The organism is Candidatus Solirubrobacter pratensis, assembly GCF_000425945.1.
Classification (GTDB): Bacteria; Actinomycetota; Thermoleophilia; order Solirubrobacterales; family Solirubrobacteraceae; genus Solirubrobacter; species Solirubrobacter pratensis.
The window spans coordinates 22,813-39,515 of sequence record NZ_KE384481.1 but is presented as its reverse complement, the minus strand read 5'-3'; the positions used below and the strand labels follow the sequence as shown (position 1 = coordinate 39,515).

14 protein-coding genes are annotated in these 16,703 nt (G+C 74.2%); 12 read left to right on the top strand and 2 right to left on the bottom strand.

Annotation, left to right across the window (positions count from 1 at the left end):
- Positions 1 to 7: 7 nt before the first annotated feature.
- Positions 8 to 907: a 2-phospho-L-lactate transferase CofD family protein gene (locus tag H958_RS0129760; protein WP_028061334.1), complete on the bottom strand. Its 900-nt coding sequence runs from the start codon at positions 905 to 907 to the stop codon at positions 8 to 10.
- 31 nt (positions 908 to 938) lie between these two features.
- Between H958_RS0129760 and H958_RS0129755 the strand changes: the two genes are divergently transcribed.
- From H958_RS0129755 to H958_RS44355, 7 genes are all read left to right on the top strand, one after another.
- A complete protein-coding gene (locus H958_RS0129755) occupies positions 939 to 1,688 on the top strand; it encodes an SDR family NAD(P)-dependent oxidoreductase (RefSeq protein WP_028061333.1) in 750 nt (249 codons plus the stop codon).
- A complete protein-coding gene (locus tag H958_RS0129750) occupies positions 1,679 to 2,593 on the top strand; it encodes a hydroxymethylglutaryl-CoA lyase (protein ID WP_028061761.1) in 915 nt (304 codons plus the stop codon). The genes H958_RS0129755 and H958_RS0129750 overlap by 10 nt, the downstream gene beginning before the upstream one ends.
- Positions 2,572 to 3,561 (top strand): UDP-N-acetylmuramate dehydrogenase, encoded by a 990-nt coding sequence (locus H958_RS0129745; RefSeq protein WP_028061332.1) that lies wholly within the window; start codon positions 2,572 to 2,574, stop codon positions 3,559 to 3,561. The genes H958_RS0129750 and H958_RS0129745 overlap by 22 nt, the downstream gene beginning before the upstream one ends.
- 63 nt (positions 3,562 to 3,624) lie before the next feature.
- A complete protein-coding gene (locus tag H958_RS0129740) occupies positions 3,625 to 4,596 on the top strand; it encodes a hypothetical protein (RefSeq protein WP_028061331.1) in 972 nt (323 codons plus the stop codon).
- Positions 4,593 to 6,233: a thrombospondin type 3 repeat-containing protein gene (locus H958_RS47935; protein ID WP_028061330.1), complete on the top strand. Its 1,641-nt coding sequence runs from the start codon at positions 4,593 to 4,595 to the stop codon at positions 6,231 to 6,233. The genes H958_RS0129740 and H958_RS47935 overlap by 4 nt, the downstream gene beginning before the upstream one ends.
- The gene (locus tag H958_RS44360) at positions 6,230 to 7,696 is read left to right on the top strand and encodes a thrombospondin type 3 repeat-containing protein (protein WP_051324986.1); all 1,467 of its coding nucleotides are present in this window, start codon (positions 6,230 to 6,232) and stop codon (positions 7,694 to 7,696) included. Before H958_RS47935 ends, H958_RS44360 begins: the two co-directional genes overlap by 4 nt.
- Positions 7,697 to 7,714: 18 nt before the next feature.
- Positions 7,715 to 10,264 (top strand): hybrid sensor histidine kinase/response regulator, encoded by a 2,550-nt coding sequence (locus H958_RS44355; protein ID WP_051324985.1) that lies wholly within the window; start codon positions 7,715 to 7,717, stop codon positions 10,262 to 10,264.
- On the opposite strand, the gene H958_RS0129720 is transcribed toward H958_RS44355, so the two are convergent.
- Complete coding sequence (locus H958_RS0129720) at positions 10,251 to 11,033, bottom strand: enoyl-CoA hydratase/isomerase family protein (protein ID WP_028061329.1); 783 nt, start codon at positions 11,031 to 11,033, stop codon at positions 10,251 to 10,253. The genes H958_RS44355 and H958_RS0129720 overlap by 14 nt on opposite strands.
- A gap of 43 nt (positions 11,034 to 11,076) precedes the next feature.
- Between H958_RS0129720 and H958_RS0129715 the strand changes: the two genes are divergently transcribed.
- The 5 genes from H958_RS0129715 (at position 11,077) to H958_RS0129695 (ending at position 16,675) form a co-directional block, all read left to right on the top strand.
- Complete coding sequence (locus H958_RS0129715) at positions 11,077 to 12,075, top strand: hypothetical protein (protein WP_196807630.1); 999 nt, start codon at positions 11,077 to 11,079, stop codon at positions 12,073 to 12,075.
- A 12-nt stretch (positions 12,076 to 12,087) separates the two neighbouring features.
- On the top strand, positions 12,088 to 13,608 hold the full coding sequence (locus H958_RS0129710) for an acyl-CoA carboxylase subunit beta (RefSeq protein ID WP_028061327.1): 1,521 nt from the start codon (positions 12,088 to 12,090) through the stop codon (positions 13,606 to 13,608).
- A 109-nt stretch (positions 13,609 to 13,717) separates the two neighbouring features.
- Entirely contained in the window at positions 13,718 to 14,440 is a 723-nt protein-coding gene (locus H958_RS0129705) for a hypothetical protein (RefSeq protein WP_028061326.1), read from the top strand.
- Between the two features lie 64 nt (positions 14,441 to 14,504).
- Positions 14,505 to 15,908 carry an amidase gene (locus H958_RS41265; RefSeq protein WP_051324984.1) on the top strand — a complete coding sequence of 468 codons (1,404 nt, stop codon included), beginning with the start codon at positions 14,505 to 14,507 and terminating at the stop codon, positions 15,906 to 15,908.
- Positions 15,905 to 16,675, top strand: coding sequence for an inositol monophosphatase family protein (locus H958_RS0129695; RefSeq protein WP_051325144.1), 771 nt, complete (start codon positions 15,905 to 15,907; stop codon positions 16,673 to 16,675). Before H958_RS41265 ends, H958_RS0129695 begins: the two co-directional genes overlap by 4 nt.
- The last annotated feature ends 28 nt before the right edge of the window (positions 16,676 to 16,703 follow it).

Below are 16,703 nucleotides of genomic sequence, written 5' to 3'. Positions count from 1 at the left end.
ACCCGTCTCAAGCTAGTGCATCGGCGAACTCGACCGTCGCGCGCGCGATCCGGCGTCGCGCTTCGGGCGCCGAGAGCTCGACGTCGGTCTCGAGCGTGGGCACGTGGGACGCGCGCCGGTCGGCCACGAGCCCGTCGATCAGGCCGTCGTAGTGCGCTGCGATCCCGTCGGAGTCCTGCGAGCGCCCCGCCCACCTCAGGCACTCGGCGGTGGGGCCCTTGAGCACCTCGCCGCGCACCAGCGGCGACACCGCGACGACCGGCGCGGACGCCTCGCGCAGCTCGTCGCCCAGCACGGCCAGGATCGGGTCGATCGACAGCACCGGGTTCGACGGCCCGATCACGATCGCCCGCGCGCCCCGGATCGCCTCGACCGCCTCGGGCGCCGGCCGCGCCGTCGCCGCACCGCGGAACTCGACGTCCTCGATCGGCCCGCCGCCGCGCCGGCGGATCATGAAGTCCTGGAACGGCCGCCACTCTCCGGCCGCCCGCACCCAGGTGCGCAGCTCGTCGTCCGACGGGGCCAGGATCCGCGCCGGGACGCCGAACGCGCGCCGGAGGTCGTCGAGCGCCTCGGTCAGCCGCGCGCCGTCCTCGAGCCGGCGCGCGCGGTGCAGGCCGATCGCGAGGTCGCGGTCGCCGAGGTTGAACCAGATCGGCTCGCCCAGCGCGCGCAGCTGGTCCATCGCGGCGAACGTGTCGCCGGCGAGCCCCCAGCCGCGCTCGTCGATCGAATCCGCCAGCCAGAACGTGACGAGGTCGGGATCGGGGCACACGTGCGCGCCGTAGATCTCGATGTCGTCACCGGTGTTGGCGATCACCACGAGGTCGGAGCCCAGCTCGTCGAGCATGCCGCGAGCCAGCTTCGCCCCTCCGGTGCCGCCTGCGAGCAGGACCACGGAAGCCACGAGCCGGAGACCCTATATCGTCATCGCGCATATGCGTCTGGACGGATCGATCGCGCTCGTCACCGGCGGGGCGTCCGGCATCGGCGCCGCCACGGTGCGCCGGCTCGCCGCCGAGGGCGCCCGCGTCGCGGTCGCCGACATCGACCTCGAGGGCGCGCGCGAGGTCGCGGGCGAGATCGGCGGCGTCGCGGTCGAGATGGACGTCGCCGACCACATGTCGGTCCGGATGGGCGTCGCCGCGGCGTCGGTGGAGTTCGGCCCGCCCGACATCCTCGTCAACAACGCCGGCACCGACCGCTTCGCGTTCTTCGTCAACACCGACGAGGAGACCTGGGACTTCGTGCTCGGCGTCAACCTGCGCGGGACGATCGCCGTCACGCACGCGGTGCTGCCCACGATGCAGCGCAGCGGCCGCGGCTCGATCGTCAACGTCGCCTCCGAGGCCGGCCGGGTCGGATCCCAGGGCTCGGCGATCTACTCCGCCGCCAAGGCGGGCGTGATCGGCTTCACGCGGGCTATCGCGCGCGAGTCGGCGCGCTTCGGCGTGCGCGTGAACGCGGTCGCGCCCGGCCCGATCGAGACGCCGCTGCTGAACTCCGCCGAGGAGCAGCTGGGGGAGATCGGCGCGCGGCTGAAGCAGGGCATGATCGACGCGACGCAGCTCAAGCGCGCCGGCACGCCGGACGAGGTCGCGGCGACGATCGCGTTCCTCGCCGGGCCCGACGCGTCCTACGTGACCGGCCAGACCGTCAACGTCTCCGGGGGCCTCTCATTCGCGTGAACGTCCGCGAGGTGGGGCCGCGCGACGGCTTCCAGAACGAGCCCGAGGTCGTCCCCACCGACGAGAAGCTGCGGCTGATCGGGCTGCTCGCGGCGTCGGGCCTGAAGCGCATCGAGGCGACGAGCTTCGTGCGCGCCGACGTGATCCCCCAGCTCGCCGACGGCGCCGAGGTGCTGCGCAGGATCGACGTCCCCGGCGACGTCGCGATCAGCGTCCTGATCCCGAACGAGCGCGGGCTCGAGAACGCGCTCCGGCTGCGCGACCGCTTCCAGGAGATCAACGTCTTCCTCTCCGCCTCCGAGACGCACAACCGCAAGAACGTCAACCGCTCGATCGAGGAGAGCCTGAGCGGGCTCGAGCGCGTCCTGGGCCGCGCGCGCGAGGAGGGGCTGCGTTGCGAGGGCGTGATCTCGGTCGCCTTCGGCTGCCCGTACGAGGGCCACGTCCCGCCCGAGCGCGTGTTCGCGATCGCGCGCCGCCTGCGCGACGCGGGCGCCGAGGAGATCGGCTTCGGCGACACCACGGGGATGGCGAACCCGGCGCAGGTGCGGTCCTACTTCCCGGCCGCGCGCGACGCGCTCGGCGAGGACGTCGAGCTGACCGCGCACTTCCACAACACGCGCGGCCAGGGCCTGGCGAACGTGCTGGCCGCGCTCGACGCCGGCGTGCGCTCGTTCGAGTCGAGCTTCGGCGAGCTGGGCGGCTGCCCGGTGCCCGCCGGCGCGACGGGCAACATCGCGACCGAGGACCTCGTCTCGATGCTGCACGAGATGGGCGTCGGGACGGGGATCTCGCTGGACGCGCTGCTCGAGGCGGCGCGCGCGGTGCAGGAGGTGCTCGGGCGCCCGCTCGGGTCGCACCTGCTGACGGCCGGACCGGTCGAGTGGAACGACTCGCCCCGCTGACCACGCTGCGGCTCGGCGGCCCCGCTGACCGGATCGTCGAAGCGCACACCGAGGAAGAGCTCGTCGCCGCGATGCGTGAGGACCCGGCGCTGGTGCTCGCCGGCGGGTCCAACGTCGTGATCGCCGACGAGGGCGTGCGCGGCACCGTGCTCCACGTCCTGACGCGCGGCGTCGAGCGCGATGGCGACCTGCTCGTCGTGCAGGCGGGCGAGCCGTGGGACGGGTTCGTCGCGCGCTGCGTCGAGCACGGCGAGCAGGGGATCGAGTGCCTCTCCGGGATCCCCGGCTCGACCGGCGCGACGCCGATCCAGAACGTCGGGGCGTACGGCCAGGACGTCTCGGAGACGATCGCGTGGGTCCGCGTCTTCGATCGCGAGACCGGGCGGGTCGAGACGATGCCGGCGGCCGCGTGCGGGTTCGACTACCGCCACAGCGTCTTCAAGTACCACGACCGCCGCGTCGTGCTCGCGGTCGCGTTCCGCCTGCGGGACTCGCCCGTCTCCGGCCCATTGCGCTACGCCGACCTGTGCCGTGGGCTGGGCGTCCCGGTCGGCGGCAGCGCGCCGCTGGCCGACGTCCGCGAGGCCGTGCTCGCCCTGCGCCGCGGCAAGGGCATGGTGATCGATCCGGCCGACCCCGACTCGGTCAGCGCCGGATCGTTCTTCACGAACCCGATCCTCACGCCGGAGGCGTTCGCCGCGATCCCGGGCGACCCGCCCGCCTTCCCGGAGCCGGATGGCCGCATCAAGACATCGGCGGCGTGGCTGATCCAGCGCTCCGGGTTCGAGCGCGGACACGGCGACGGGCGCGCCGGAATCTCGTCCAAGCACACGCTCGCGCTCGTCAACCGGGGCGGCGCGACCACCGCCGAGCTGATGGCGCTGGCGCGCGAGATCGCGGGAGCCGTGCGCGGCGCGTTCGGCGTGGACCTGCACCCCGAGCCGGTGCTCGTCGGACACGCGTGGTGACGCGCGACAGCGCCGCTGCGGCGCTTGCCTTGCGGCCCTGATTGTGTTCGAGTCCGCGACCACATGCCTCGACTTCGCCTTCTGGGCGCCGCGCTGCTGACGGGCGGCGCGCTCGCCTCCGTGCCCGCGTCGGCGTCGGCCGCGCCGCCTCCCAACGACAACTACCTCGCCTCCTGGACGATCGACAAGGCCGAGTACACCGACCAGGTCGACACGACGGAGGCGACGACCCAGGCCGACCTCTTCGATCCGAGCCCGAGCGGCGAGGCGCTCGGCGGTTACGGGCCGGAGAGCACGAGCTGCAACGGCGCGCCGATCGGCAAGACGGTCTGGTACGACCTGCGCCCGCCGAGCGCCGGCGGCATCGAGGTCAAGACGAGCGCGGCGTTCGACTCGACCGTCGCGGTGTACGAGTGGAACCCGCGGAACTCGCGCATCACCAAGCTCGTCAAGTGCGTGAATACGCCGGGGACGGCGGAGGACCTGATCCTCGACGTGCAGAAGGGCAAGGCCTACACGTTCCAGGTCGGCGGCGCCGGCGGCGCCGGCGGCCCGCTGAGCTTCGGCCTCGACTACTACCCCGACACCGACGGGGACACGATCCTCGACGCCCAGGACAAGTGCGTGTCGACGCCGGGCATCGAGCGCTTCGGAGGCTGCCCGCCGAGCCTCGACGACGACGTCAAGCCCAGCATCGGCTACGACAACACCGGCGACGGCATCCGCATCAACCGGCTGGTCGTGAGCAAGGTGCCCAAGGGCGCGAAGGTGACGGCCCGGGCCGGCGGGGCGTCGCAGACCGTCAAGGCCAAGCGCGCCGGCACCGTCAAGCTGACCAAGCTCGTCGGCCGGGCGGCGCGCTCGGGCACGAGCGTCGAGGTCCGGGTGACGCTGGGCCGCACCGGCGCCGGCACGTACAAGTTCGGGGCCACCGGCGCGTACTTCAAGTGGCCCGTCAAGGTCGGCGGGCTCGGCGCCCGCCTCGACCGCTGCCTGAAGGTCGGTTCCGCGAGCCGTCTCCAGCGCTGCTCGTGAAGCTCGCGCTCGGTGCCGTCGCGCTCGCGACGCTGGCGCTCGCCGCGCCCGCGCAGGCGATCGATCCCGGCCCCGCGGTGCTCGACTTCGAGGCGCCCTCGCCGGCCACCGCCGCCGAGGAGCTGTACCCGGCCTCGGGCGCGCACCTGCGCGTCATCCCGCCCAATTTCGGGTCCTTCGCGCTCGCCGACGGCTGCGGCGTCGTCACGCGCACCGGCCACGACAGCCCGCAGGGGCTCGACGTCTGCAGCGGCGGGACGCTGTGGCTGGAGTTCGACCAGCCGCAGACGAGCGTGTCGATGTTCGCGGCCGCGCTGACCGCGTTCGATCCCGAGTCCGAGGCGCGGGTCGACACGATCACCGCCGAGTCGTGGCCCGGCGAGCCGGGCGAGGGCGATCCGATCGAGCGGGTCGTGATCCCGAACGCCTCGAGCGCGTTCGGCGTGCCCGTCGTGCTCGGCACGCGGCTCAACATGCCGGCGATCCGCTCGGTCACCGTGACCGCCGGCAACCCGTTCGGCTCCGAGCTGATCATCGACGACATCACGTTCGGCGCGCACCCGCAGCCCGACACCGAGATCACCGCCGGCCCTGCGACGGTCAGCCGGTCGACCGACGCGGCGTTCGCCTTCACGGCCAACCAGAGCGAGACGGGCTACGCGTGCTCGCTCGACGGCGCTCCCGCGCAGGCGTGCCGGCCGCCGTTCTCGGCCTCGGGGCTGGCCGAGGGCTCGCACACCTTCACCGTCGCCGCGCGCGATCGCTACGGCACGTACGATCCCTCGCCGGCCGCCTACAGCTGGGCGATCGACCTCCATCCGCCGCCGTCGATCGTGCCGGCGCCCGACGGCGATCGCGACGGCGTCGCGGATGCGCTCGACAACTGCCCGGCGGCCGCCAACGCCGGCCAGGCGGACTCCGACAAGGACGGCGTCGGCGACGCCTGCGAGGTCGCCGAGCCGGGGACGCTCGCGCCGGTCACCGGCTCGCGCGTCGTCGTGACCGCGCTGAGCGGCGACGTGTTCGTGAAGCTGCCGGCGGACGCCTCCTCCTCGCGGCGGCTCGCGCAGACCGCGCCGATCTCCGGCTACGTGCCGCTCAAGGGCATCGCGGCGCTGCCCACCGGCACGCTGGTCGACGCGCGCAAGGGGCGCGTCGCGCTCGACTCGACGGTCGACGGGCGCCGGATCGGCGACGGCGGAGCGCGCCAGCGCGTGACGCTCGCCGCGGGCATCTTCCGGATCCGACAGGCGCGCGCCGCGCTCGGGTCGACCGCGCGCGTGCCGACCGACCTGATCCTCACGAGCGCCCCGGGCGCGGAGTCGGGCTGCCTGCGCACGCCGTCCAGCGGGCCGATCAAGGGCCGCGGACGCTCGCTCGTCCGGACGCTCGCGGCGAGCACCCACAAGGGGCTGTTCCGGATCGTCGGCGCCGCGGCGACGAGCACGGCGCGTGAGGCCACGTGGATCACCCAGGACCGCTGCGACGGCACCCGCACCGAGGTCGGCAAGGGCCGCGTGACGGTCGCCGCGGCGGCGACGGCGACCTCGTCGAAGCCGCGGACCGTGACCGTGAGGTCGGGCCGCTCGTACACGGTCAAGGCGCGGCTGTTCGCCGCCAAGCGGGCGACCCGATGATCCGCGCGCACGCGCTCGCGCTGCTCGCCGCCCTGGCGGCCGCAGCGCCGGCGCGGGCGCAGCTGGAACCGGCGCCGGCGACGATCACGTTCGAGAACGGGCAGACGAGCGCGGGCGTCACGACGGTCAGCTCCGATTGCATGACGACCGTTACCTCGGGCGGCCACGACGGCGGGGCGTATCTTCGGGCGTGCAACGGGAGCATCGTCTTCCAGGTGCCGCAGGCGATCGTCGAGCTGTGGGTGCGCGGACCGGAAGACATCACGCTCACGCCCTGCGACGGCGGCACGGCGTGTCAGCAGCCGGTCACGGTCCCGGCCACGACGACGTGGACGCCCGTGCCGCTGGAGGCCAACGACGCGTCGATCATGCAGGTCTACTTCACCGGCGGCGACATCGACGATGTCGCGTTCTCGCCCACGTTCCAGCCCGACACCGCGATCCTCTCCGGCCCCGCGACCTCCACCCCCGACACGGGCGCGACGTTCTCCTTCGCCTCCAACGTCGCCGCCACCGGGTACTCCTGCCGGCTCGACGACGCGCCCTCGGCGACACCGTGCCCGAACCCGCTCACGCTGACCGGCCTCGCGCCGGGCGCGCACCGGCTCAACGTCCGCGCGACCGACGCGTACGGCGCGACCGACCGCACGCCGGCGCAGCTCACGTGGACGGTGGTCCCGCCTCCTGACCGCGACGCCGACGGCGTCCCGGACGCCTCCGACAACTGCCCCGAGAAGGCCAACAGCGACCAGGCCGACGCCGACCGTGACGGCGTCGGCAACGCGTGCGAGCTGCTGCCGGCCGGCGACGCGCCGCCGGTCGCGGGCGTCAATGCGGTCGTGCAGCTCATCTCCGGCGAGGTCTTCGTCAAGCTGCCGGCCAAGACGCCGCTCGGCTTGCGGGGCATGCGCGCGCCGTTCCAGGAGACCGGGTTCATGCCGCTCAAGGGCATCGCCTCGCTGCCGGTCGGCTCGACCGTCGACGCCCGCAAGGGCGAGCTGGCGATGTCCTCGGCGGCCAACGGGTACGCGCCGGCCGACCGCAAGGCGCGCAGGACGCAGTCGCGCATCCGCGCCGGCATCTTCGCGATCAAGCAGGCGAAGCTGAAGAAGAAGGCGGCCAGGTCCGCGCGGATCTCGACCGACATCGGGCTCGTGACGCCGCCCGGCGCCGCGACGGCGTGCACCGCCTCGCGCAGCGCCAAGGGCGTCGTCCGCAGTCTGGGAGTGACCGCGAAGGGTGTGCTGCGCGCGCTCGGCGGCGCCGCCACGGCGACCGCCACGAGCGCCACGTTCGTCACGACGGACCGCTGCGACGGCACGCTCACGCAGGTCGGCAAGGGCAAGGTGAGCGTAGCCGTGAAGAGAAGCAAGAAGGCCGTCACCGTGCGGGGCGGCGGAGCCTACTTTGCGAAGGCGAGGCTGTTCGCTGCGAAGAAGGGCAAGCGAAGCAGCCTTCGGTAGCAATAAGATCCCGCGGCGGTGTCGGTCTTGGTCGGACTGTCGGTGCGAACGCGCTTCCTCCTGGCCGCGGTGCTGGCGACGCTGCCGCTGCTCTGCCTCGTCGCCTACTCGGCCGTCGACCGCTACCGCGCCGACCGCGGCCAGGCCCAGGCGCGCGCCACCAACCGCGCCGAGCTGTTCGCCTCGCTGCTCGCGGAGACCGGCGACTACGGGGCGCCGACGCAGCAGCGGCTGGACCTCCTGTTCAGGCTCACGGCGCTGCCCCAGGGCGCCTCGCTCGTCGTCTTCGCCGGGACGCATCCGAGCGTGCGGACCGGCGCCTCCGGCGCCGGGCCGCGGCTGAACGCGGACGCGCGCGCCGCGCTCACCCGCCGCTCCGGCGTCTTCACCGCGTCCGGCCCGGACGGCGTCGAGCGCGTCTGGGGCGTGCACGCGATCGGGCGCAGCGACTCGGCCGTGGCGTACGGGCTGCCGGGCGCCGGCGTCTACGGCGCGGCGCGCGACGCGCTGTGGCGCGATCTGGGCTTCGCCGCCCTGGCGGCGCTGGCGGCGCTGGGCGCCGCCTATCTCGCGGCGGGCAACGTCACCCGCCCGATCCGCCGGCTTGCCGCGCGCGTCGGCGGCAACGGCGACGGCCACGAGCTGGGCCGGCTCGAGCGCGGTTTCTCACGGCTGGGGGAGGCGGTCGAGACCCGCGAGGCCGAGCTGGCGCGCCAGACCGAGCGGCTGGCGACGCTGCATGCGATCGACCGCGCGATCCTCGACGCCGAGACGCCGGAGGAGGTCGCGGGCGCCGCGCTGACGCGGCTGCGCGTGCTGGTCGGCGCGACGCACGCGCAGGTCGTGGTGCTCGACCGCCAGGCCGCGGGCGGCATCTCGTTCGTCGTCGGCGGCGGCGACGAGCATGCGCTGCGCGGGCTCGACCGCCTCCGCGAGGGGGCGGACGAGGTCTACGAGACGACCGGCGGCGGCGGCGCGTACCTCGCGGTCCCGCTGCGCGCCGAGGGCGAGCTCGTCGGCGCGCTGAGCCTCGGCTTCCCGCAGCCGATCGAACGCGACGACGTGCGCGAGGCGACCCACGAGGTCGCCGCCCAGATCGCCATCGCGCTGCGCCACGCGCGCGTGCGCACCGAGCTGGCCGCCGTCCTCGACGCGGCGATGGACGCGATCGTCGTCGTCGACGGCGACCGCCGCTTCGTCGCCGCCAACGCCGCCGCGAGCCGGCTCTACGGGCTGTCCACCGGCGAGCTGATCGGCCGCCGCATGGACGACTTCGTCGGCGCCGAGCGCGCCGGGCGCGACTTCGCCATCTTCCTCGCCCGCGGCCGGGTCGAGGGGACGTGGGAGGGCTCGCACGGCGGCGAGCACCGCGTGCTCGACATCCGCGGGACGGCCGAGTTCCGGCCGGGTCTGCATCTGTTCGTCCTGCGCGACGTGACCGAGCGGCGCCGGCTCGAGGCGCAGCTGCGCCAGGCGCAGAAGATGGAGGCGGTCGGCCAGCTCGCGGGCGGGATCGCGCACGACTTCAACAACCTGCTGACCGTCATCAGCGGCTACGGGCGGCTCGCCGAGCGCCGCATCGGGGCGGGCCCCGGAGCGCAGGAGCTCAACGAGGTCGCGCGCGCGACCGAGCGCGCGACCCAGCTCACGCGCCAGCTGCTCGCGTTCTCGCGCCAGCAGGTGCTCGAGCCGGTGATCCTCGACGTCAACGAGGTCGTGACAGGGCTGCTGCCGATGCTCGACCGGCTGATCGGCGACGACGTCGCCGTCGCGGTGCTCGCCGCGGACGCGCTGCCGAGCGTGCGCGCCGACCGCCCCCAGCTCGAGCAGGTGATCATCAACCTCGCGATCAACGCCCGCGACGCGATGCCGGCGGGCGGGACGCTCACGTTCGAGACCAGCGGCGGCGGCGAGGTCTGCCTCGCGGTCACCGACACCGGCGTCGGCATGAGCCGCGACGTGGTCGAGCGCGCGTTCGAGCCGTTCTTCACGATCAAGGAGACGGGGCAGGGCACCGGGCTCGGGCTGGCGACCGTGCACGGCATCGTGACCCAGTCGGGCGGCCGCGTGACGATCTACTCCGAGCCAGGCCTGGGCAGCACGTTCCGCGTCTACCTGCCGGCCGTCGGCACCGCGGGCGAGACGCCCGCGCCGGCCGAGGAGAACGGCGCCGCGCGGCTCGGAGGCAGCGAGACGATCCTCGTCTGCGAGGACGAGGACGGCGTGCGCATGCTGATCGAGGTGATCCTGAGGGGCGAGGGCTATGAGGTGCTCTCGACCGCCGCCCCGCGCGACGCGCTCGAGCTCGCGGCCTCAGGCCGGCATGTCGACGCGCTCGTCAGCGACGTGATCATGCCAGAGATGTCGGGCCCGGACCTCGCGCAGCGGCTGAAGACGCTGCGGCCCGGCCTGCGGACGTTGTTCATCTCCGGCTACACCGCCGAGACGGTGCGCGGACGCGGGAAGCTGCCGCTCGGCAGCGCGTTCCTGGAGAAGCCGTTCGACCACGACTCGCTCCTGCGCGCCGTGCGGGCGCTGCTCGACCAACCCGCGACTAGCGACCTCTGAAGACCGGCGCGCGGCGCTCCGCGGCGGCCTGGACGCCCTCGCGCACGTCCTCAGAGCGCGCGCACTGCTCCTGCGCGGCGGCCTCGAGCTCGAGCGTCGTGGACAGCGCGGGGCGAGCGGACGCGTCCATCAGCCGCTTGGCGAGGCCGACCGCGATCGGCGCGCACGCCAACAGCTCGTCGGCGAGCTCCTGGGTCGCGGCGTCGAGCGCGTCCGGCGCCGCGATCCGGTTGGCCAAGCCGATCCGCTCGGCGTCGGCCGCGCCGATCACGCGCCCGGTCATGATCAGCTCCTTGGCCCGGCCGAGGCCGACGACCTGCGGCAGCCGCGAGGAGCCGCCGACGTCGGGCACCAGCCCGAGCCGCGTCTCCGGCAGCCCGACGAACGCGTCCTCGGAGAGCACGCGCATGTCGCACGCCAGCGCGAGCTCGAGCGCGCCGCCGAGGCACACGCCGTGAACCTGCGCGATCACCGGCTTGGTCATCTCCTCGGCGAGGTTCCAGGCGGCCAGGCACTCCCGCCGGAACGAGCGCAGGCGCTCGGGTCCGCCGGCCAGCGCGGCGAGGGCGGAGATGTCCATGCCGGCGGAGAACACCTTCCCGGCGCCGCGGAGGACGACGACGCGCACGGCGGGGTCGTCGGCGGCGTCGCGCAGGGCGGCGCCGGTGGCCTGCACGAGCGCCGCGTCGAACGCGTTGCGCTTCTGCGGGCGGTTGAGGATCACGTGGCGGACCGCGCCGCGGTCCTCGGCGATGACAAGGTCTGACACGACCGCCGAGCCTAAACGTCGGAGCGGCACCCCGATCTCTATCGTGAGCCGGGTGAACCTGGCGGGCGTGCGAGAACTCCTGCGCCCGCCGCCGCACCGCGGGCCGCTGATCGCGGCGGGCGCGGTCGTGCTCGGGGTCGGCATCGCGCTCGAGGAGCTGCGGCTCTCGGGCAGCCTCGGCACCGGCGTCCACATGCTGATCCTGCTGTTGCCGGGCGCGCTGATCTACTGGCTCGGCGCGCAGGCGCCCAACGAGGAGGGCCGCCCGCCGGGGTACCAGTCCGTGCTGCTGGTGACCGGGCTGCTGCTGCTCTACGCGGGGCTGCTGACCGCCGCCGACGTGCTCGGCGCCGACTTCGGGCCGTTCCCGGCGGGTGCGCTCGTGTGGACGTCGCTGCTCGCGGTCGGCCTCGCGCTGTGGCCGGCGCTCGAGCGCAACAGCGCGATCTGCCTGCTCCTGGCGGCGATCTTCGGCGGCATCGCGCTGTTGTCGCTGTGGCGGTTCGTCTTCCACGCCTCCTCGCAGACCCCCTATCGCTGGCTGCTGCTGGTGCTCGCGCTCGCGTGCGTGCTCGCCTCGCTGGCGCTGCGCGAGCCCGCCCCGCGACATGCGCAGCAGCTGATCAGCGCGGCCGGGCTCGCAATCGCCGTGATGGGCCTTGCCGGGCTGCTGGCGAGCCTCGTGACGTTCCTCTCGCTCGGCGCCGCGCTGCCCGGCCGGCTTCCCGGCTTCTGGGAGCTCGTCCTGCTCGCCGCGGGCTTCGGGCTGATCGCCTACGGCGCGCTGGACCGCGCGCCCGGGCCCGCGTATCTGGGCGTGCTCAACACGGGGTTGTTCATCGCCGCCGTCGCCGCCGGCCCGCAGCCGACGCTGTACTGGTGGCCGCTCACGCTGCTGGCCGTCGGCGTCGTCGCGCTCGGCGCCGGGCTGCGGCCGCGCCGGCCGCTCCCGCCCGAGCCGCGCGCCTACCGCGCCGGCGAGGCGCCGCTTGCCGCGCGCGCGGACGGCGACGAGATCGTCGTGCGCGTGCACGAGGAATAACCTCGAGGGCCTATGAGCGACTCCCAGCACGTCAAGGAGGCCTTCGATCGCGCCTACCTCGGAGGGCCGGAACGCCACCGGGCCAAGGCGATCGACCAGGGCAAGCTGCCGGTGCGCGAGCGCGTCGCCCGGCTGCTCGACGAGGGTTCGTTCGTGGAGGACGCGCTGCTGGCCAACTGGGAGGCCGACGGCCTCGGCGCCGACGGCGTCGTCACCGGCATGGGGACGATCGGAGGGCGCACGGTCGCGCTGATGGCCAACGACCCGACGGTCAAGGCCGGCTCCTGGGGGCCCAAGACGGTCGAGAAGATCCTGCGCATCCAGGAGGCGGCGCTCTCGCACCGGGTGCCGATGGTCTACCTCGTCGACTCCGCCGGCGCGCGCATCACCGACCAGGTGCAGATGTTCCCGGGACGCCGCCACGCGGGCCGGATCTTCTTCAACGAGGTGCGCCTGTCGGGCGCCGTCCCCCAGGTCTGCGTGCTGTTCGGCCCCAGCGCGGCCGGCGGCGCCTACATCCCCGCGTTCTGCGACGTGGTGATCATGCGCGACGGCAACGCGTCGATGTACCTCGGCTCGCCGCGCATGGCGGAGGCCGTGATCGGCGAGAAGGTCTCGCTGGAGGAGATGGGCGGCGCGAAGATGCACACCGGCGTCTCCGGCTGCGGGCACTTCCTCGTCAAGACCGACGAGGAGGGCATCGACCTCGCGAAGCGCTATCTCGGCTACTTCCCGACCTCCTGCGACGAGGAGCCGCCGGTCGCGCCGCCGGTGGAGCCGACCGCCCCGCTCCCCGCGATCCCGGCCGACGAGAACAAGCCGTGGAACATGCACGAGCTGATCGACGCCGTGTTCGACGCCGGCTCGTTCCTCGAGGTGCACAAGCGCTGGGCCAAGGAGGTCATCGTCGGGTACGCGCGGCTGGACGGGCGCGTCGTGGGCGTCGTGGCCAACCAGCCGAAGTTCAAGGGCGGCGTGCTGTTCGTGGACTCGGCCGACAAGGCCGCGCGCTTCATCTGGACCTGCAACGCGTACTCGATCCCGCTCGTCTTCCTCAGCGACGTCCCCGGCTTCATGATCGGCACGCAGGTCGAGCGCCAGGGCATCATCCGCCACGGCGCGAAGATGATCTCGGCGGTCAGCGAGGCGACGGTGCCCAAGCTGTGCGTGATCGTGCGCAAGGCCTACGGCGCGGGCCTGTACGCGATGGCCGGCCCGGCGTTCGATCCCGACGTGACGCTCGCCATGCCGACGGCCAAGATCGCGGTGATGGGCCCGAGCGCGGCGGTCAACGCGGTCTTCTACAACCAGCTGCAGGCGATCGAGGATCCCGAGGCGCGCGAGGCCAGGCGCGAGGAGCTCAAGCGTGAGTACGCCGAGGGCGTCGACCTGCTCCACCTCGCGTCCGAGCTCGTGATCGACGGCATCGTGCAGCCGGAGGACCTGCGTGCCGAGCTGATCAGGCGGCTCGCCCGCTACGCGTCCAAGCGGCGCGAGTGGCCGGCGAAGCGCAACGCGATCCCGCCCGCGTGATCTGCGAGGACTCGCACCTGCCTCGGCCGGAGGCCTCGTCACCGCTCCGCTCGGGGCTCGCGTTGCACGGAGCAACCGCCCAGGGGGCGGTTCTCCCGGGAGGCGTCGTGTGAGTGCGAGGCGTGCCGCGCTCGGGCGCCTCGTCGACCACGCGGCGCTGTTCCCGCCGGCGTCGCTCTCGATGCCGGACGCGGTCGCGGCGGATCGTGAGGCGCGTGCGGGGCGCTTCGCCTGGATGCTCGACCGCTTCATCGTCCCCGCCTCGCGGCTGGACGAGCTGCCCGCCGGGTTCGTGCCGCGACTGAGCGTGGTGGCGGACGTGAATCCGCTGCCGCCGCTTCCCGCGGCCGTCGAGTTCGTCGAGGCGCGTACGCCGATCCAGGCGCCGGACGGCGTGCGCGTGTTCACCGAGATCCGCCCGGGCGATCCGCTCCCGGAGGGCGACGCCAAGATCCGCTGCGGCGGCGAGACATTCCCGTCGGCCGAGGAGGTCGCGGCGTTCGTGATCGCCTGCCGCGACGCGGGCAAGGCGTTCAAGGCGACCGCCGGCCTGCACCACCCGCTCCGCACGCCCGAGCAGCATGGCTTCCTCAACCTGCTGGCGGCGGCGGTGTTCGCCTTCGCCTACGACCTCGACGAGCGCGATCTCGTGCAGCTGCTCGCCGAGGAGGATCCGGCCGCGTTCTCGCTCGACGACGAGGCCTTCGCCGCCCGCGGCCGCCGCGCCGGCGCGGGCGCGATCATGGCCGCGCGGCAGGAGCTCTTCATCGCCTACGGCTCGTGCTCGTTCAGCGAGCCGGTCGAGGACCTGCAGGCGCTCGGCATCCTCTAAGCCTGGATCCGGGCTGAGGCTGCCGTCCCGGCTCACGCCCGCGACCGATAAGGTGCGGCGCCGAATGGACGACCTCGCGTTCGCCGGTCCCGCGCGCCACGCCGCCCTGATCGCCGCCGGCGAGCTGTCCGCGCGCGAGCTGACGGAGCTCTACCTGACGCGGATCGCGCGGCTGGACCCGGTGCTCAACGCGTTCCGCGTCGTGCTGGCCGAGAAGGCGCTGGCGGAGGCCGGCCAGGCCGACGGCCGCCGCCGCGCGGGGGACCGGCGTCCGCTGCTGGGCGTCCCGGTCGCGATCAAGGACGAGATCGACGTCGCGGGCGAGATCTCGGCCTTCGGGTGCGACGCCGACGCGGTGCCCGCGAAGGCCGACGCCGAGGTCGTTCGCCGGCTGCGCGCGGCCGGCGCCGTGATCATCGGCAAGACGCACGTGCCGGAGCTGATGATCACGCCGTTCACCGAGTCTCCGACGTTCGGCGTCACGCGCAACCCGTGGGACCCGCACCGCACCTCGGGCGGCTCGAGCGGCGGCTCGGGCACGGCGATCGCCGCCGGCCTGGTCTCCGCCGCACTTGGGTCCGACGGCGCCGGCTCGATCCGCATCCCCGCGGCGTGCTGCGGCCTGTTCGGCCTCAAGCCGCAGTTCGGCCGCGTGCCGACCGCGCCGGACGTGAAGGCGTTCCGGGGCATGAACGTCTTCGGGCCGATCGCGCGCTCGGTCGAGGACGCCGCGCTGCTGATGCGCGTGATCGCCGACGCGTTCCCGCCGCTGCCCGAGCCGCGCTCGCTGCGCATCGCGGTCTCGACCGGCCTCCCGCCCGGGCTCGGCGTGCGAGCGGACGCCGAGCAGCTCGCCGGCGTCGAGCGCGTGGCGGCGGCGTTGCGCGAGGCGGGGCACACGGTCTTCGAGCGCGACCTCGACTGGGGACTGACGATGGGCAACCGCGTGCTCGCGCGGTTCCTGCGCGGGATCGCCGACAAGGCCGCCGAGGTGGGCCACGCCGAGCGGCTGTCGCGCCGCGCGCGGGGCATCGTGCGGATCGGGCGCGCGATCCCGGAGCGCGCCGCGGCCGCCGCGGGCCGAGCGGCGGTGGACGACGCGCTGCGGCTCAGCGTGATCTTCGCGGACGCGGACCTCGTGCTGACGCCGATGTTCACCCGCCGCCCGCCGCCCGTGCGGGAGTACGACGGCCGCGGCGGGGCCTATACCCTCGCCGGCATGGTCCGCTTCGCTCCCTACGCGGGTGCCTTCAACCACACCGGCCAGCCGGCGCTCGCCGTCCCCGCCGGCTTCGCCGCCGACGGCTTCCCGGTCGGCGCGCAGCTCGTCGGGCCGCCGGACTCCGAGCCGCTCCTGCTCGCCGCCGGCGCGCAGCTGCAGGGCGTCCGCGAGTGGCACACGCACATCCCGGCCATGGGCGCGGCGGCTCCGACCGGGCCGGCGGGCGCTCGCGGAGCAGCGCTGTGACCGTCGGCGAGCTGCGGGCGCTGGCCGAGGCCGTCGCCCGCGAGGCGGGCGCGCTGCTGCGCGGCGCGTTCGAGGGGCCCGAGCTGCGCGTCTCGGCCAAGAGCACGCCGACCGATCTCGTCTCCGAGGCCGATCACTCCGCCGAGCGGCTGATCCGCGAGCGGATCCTCCGCGCGCGGCCGGGCGACGGGATCCTCGGCGAGGAGGGCGGCGACACCGGCGGCACCAGCGGCGTGCGCTGGATCGTCGACCCGCTCGACGGCACGATCAACTTCCTCTTCGGCATCCCGCAATGGGCGGTCAGCATCGCGTGCGAGGACGCCTCCGGCCCGCTCGCCGGCGTCGTCTACGACCCGGTGCGCGACGAGCTCTTCTCCGCCGAGCGCGACGGCACGGCGACGCTGGACGGCGCGCCGGTCTCGGCCTCCACGCGTACCGACATCGCGACCGCGCTGGTCGGCACGGGATTCGGCTACGACGCGGACGTGCGCCGTGCCCAGGCCGAGGTCGTCGCCCGCCTGCTGCCGCACGTCCGCGACGTGCGGCGCTTCGGCGCCGCCGCGATCGACCTCGCGTGGACGGCCTGCGGGCGCCTGGACGCCTACTACGAGCACGGGCTCAACCCGTGGGACCTCGCCGCCGGCGCACTGATCTGCGAGCGCGCCGGGCTCGAGGTCCGGCCGCTGGAGCCGGTCGGCCCGTCGGCGGCGGGCGTGCTCGTCGCGCCGCCGGGGCTCGCCGGCGCGCTGCTCGAGCAGCTCGCCTGAGCCGGCGGCGTGATCGGCGCCCCGCGCG

Bases quoted from the DNA above. Each gene is read 5' to 3' on its own strand.
- H958_RS0129755 (WP_028061333.1), top strand. From the start codon at position 939: ATGCGTCTGGACGGATCGATCGCGCTCGTCACCGGCGGGGCGTCCGGC.
- H958_RS0129740 (WP_028061331.1), top strand. From the start codon at position 3,625: ATGCCTCGACTTCGCCTTCTGGGCGCCGCGCTGCTGACGGGCGGCGCG.
- H958_RS44360 (WP_051324986.1), top strand. From the start codon at position 6,230: ATGATCCGCGCGCACGCGCTCGCGCTGCTCGCCGCCCTGGCGGCCGCA.
- H958_RS0129710 (WP_028061327.1), top strand. From the start codon at position 12,088: ATGAGCGACTCCCAGCACGTCAAGGAGGCCTTCGATCGCGCCTACCTC.
- H958_RS41265 (WP_051324984.1), top strand. From the start codon at position 14,505: ATGGACGACCTCGCGTTCGCCGGTCCCGCGCGCCACGCCGCCCTGATC.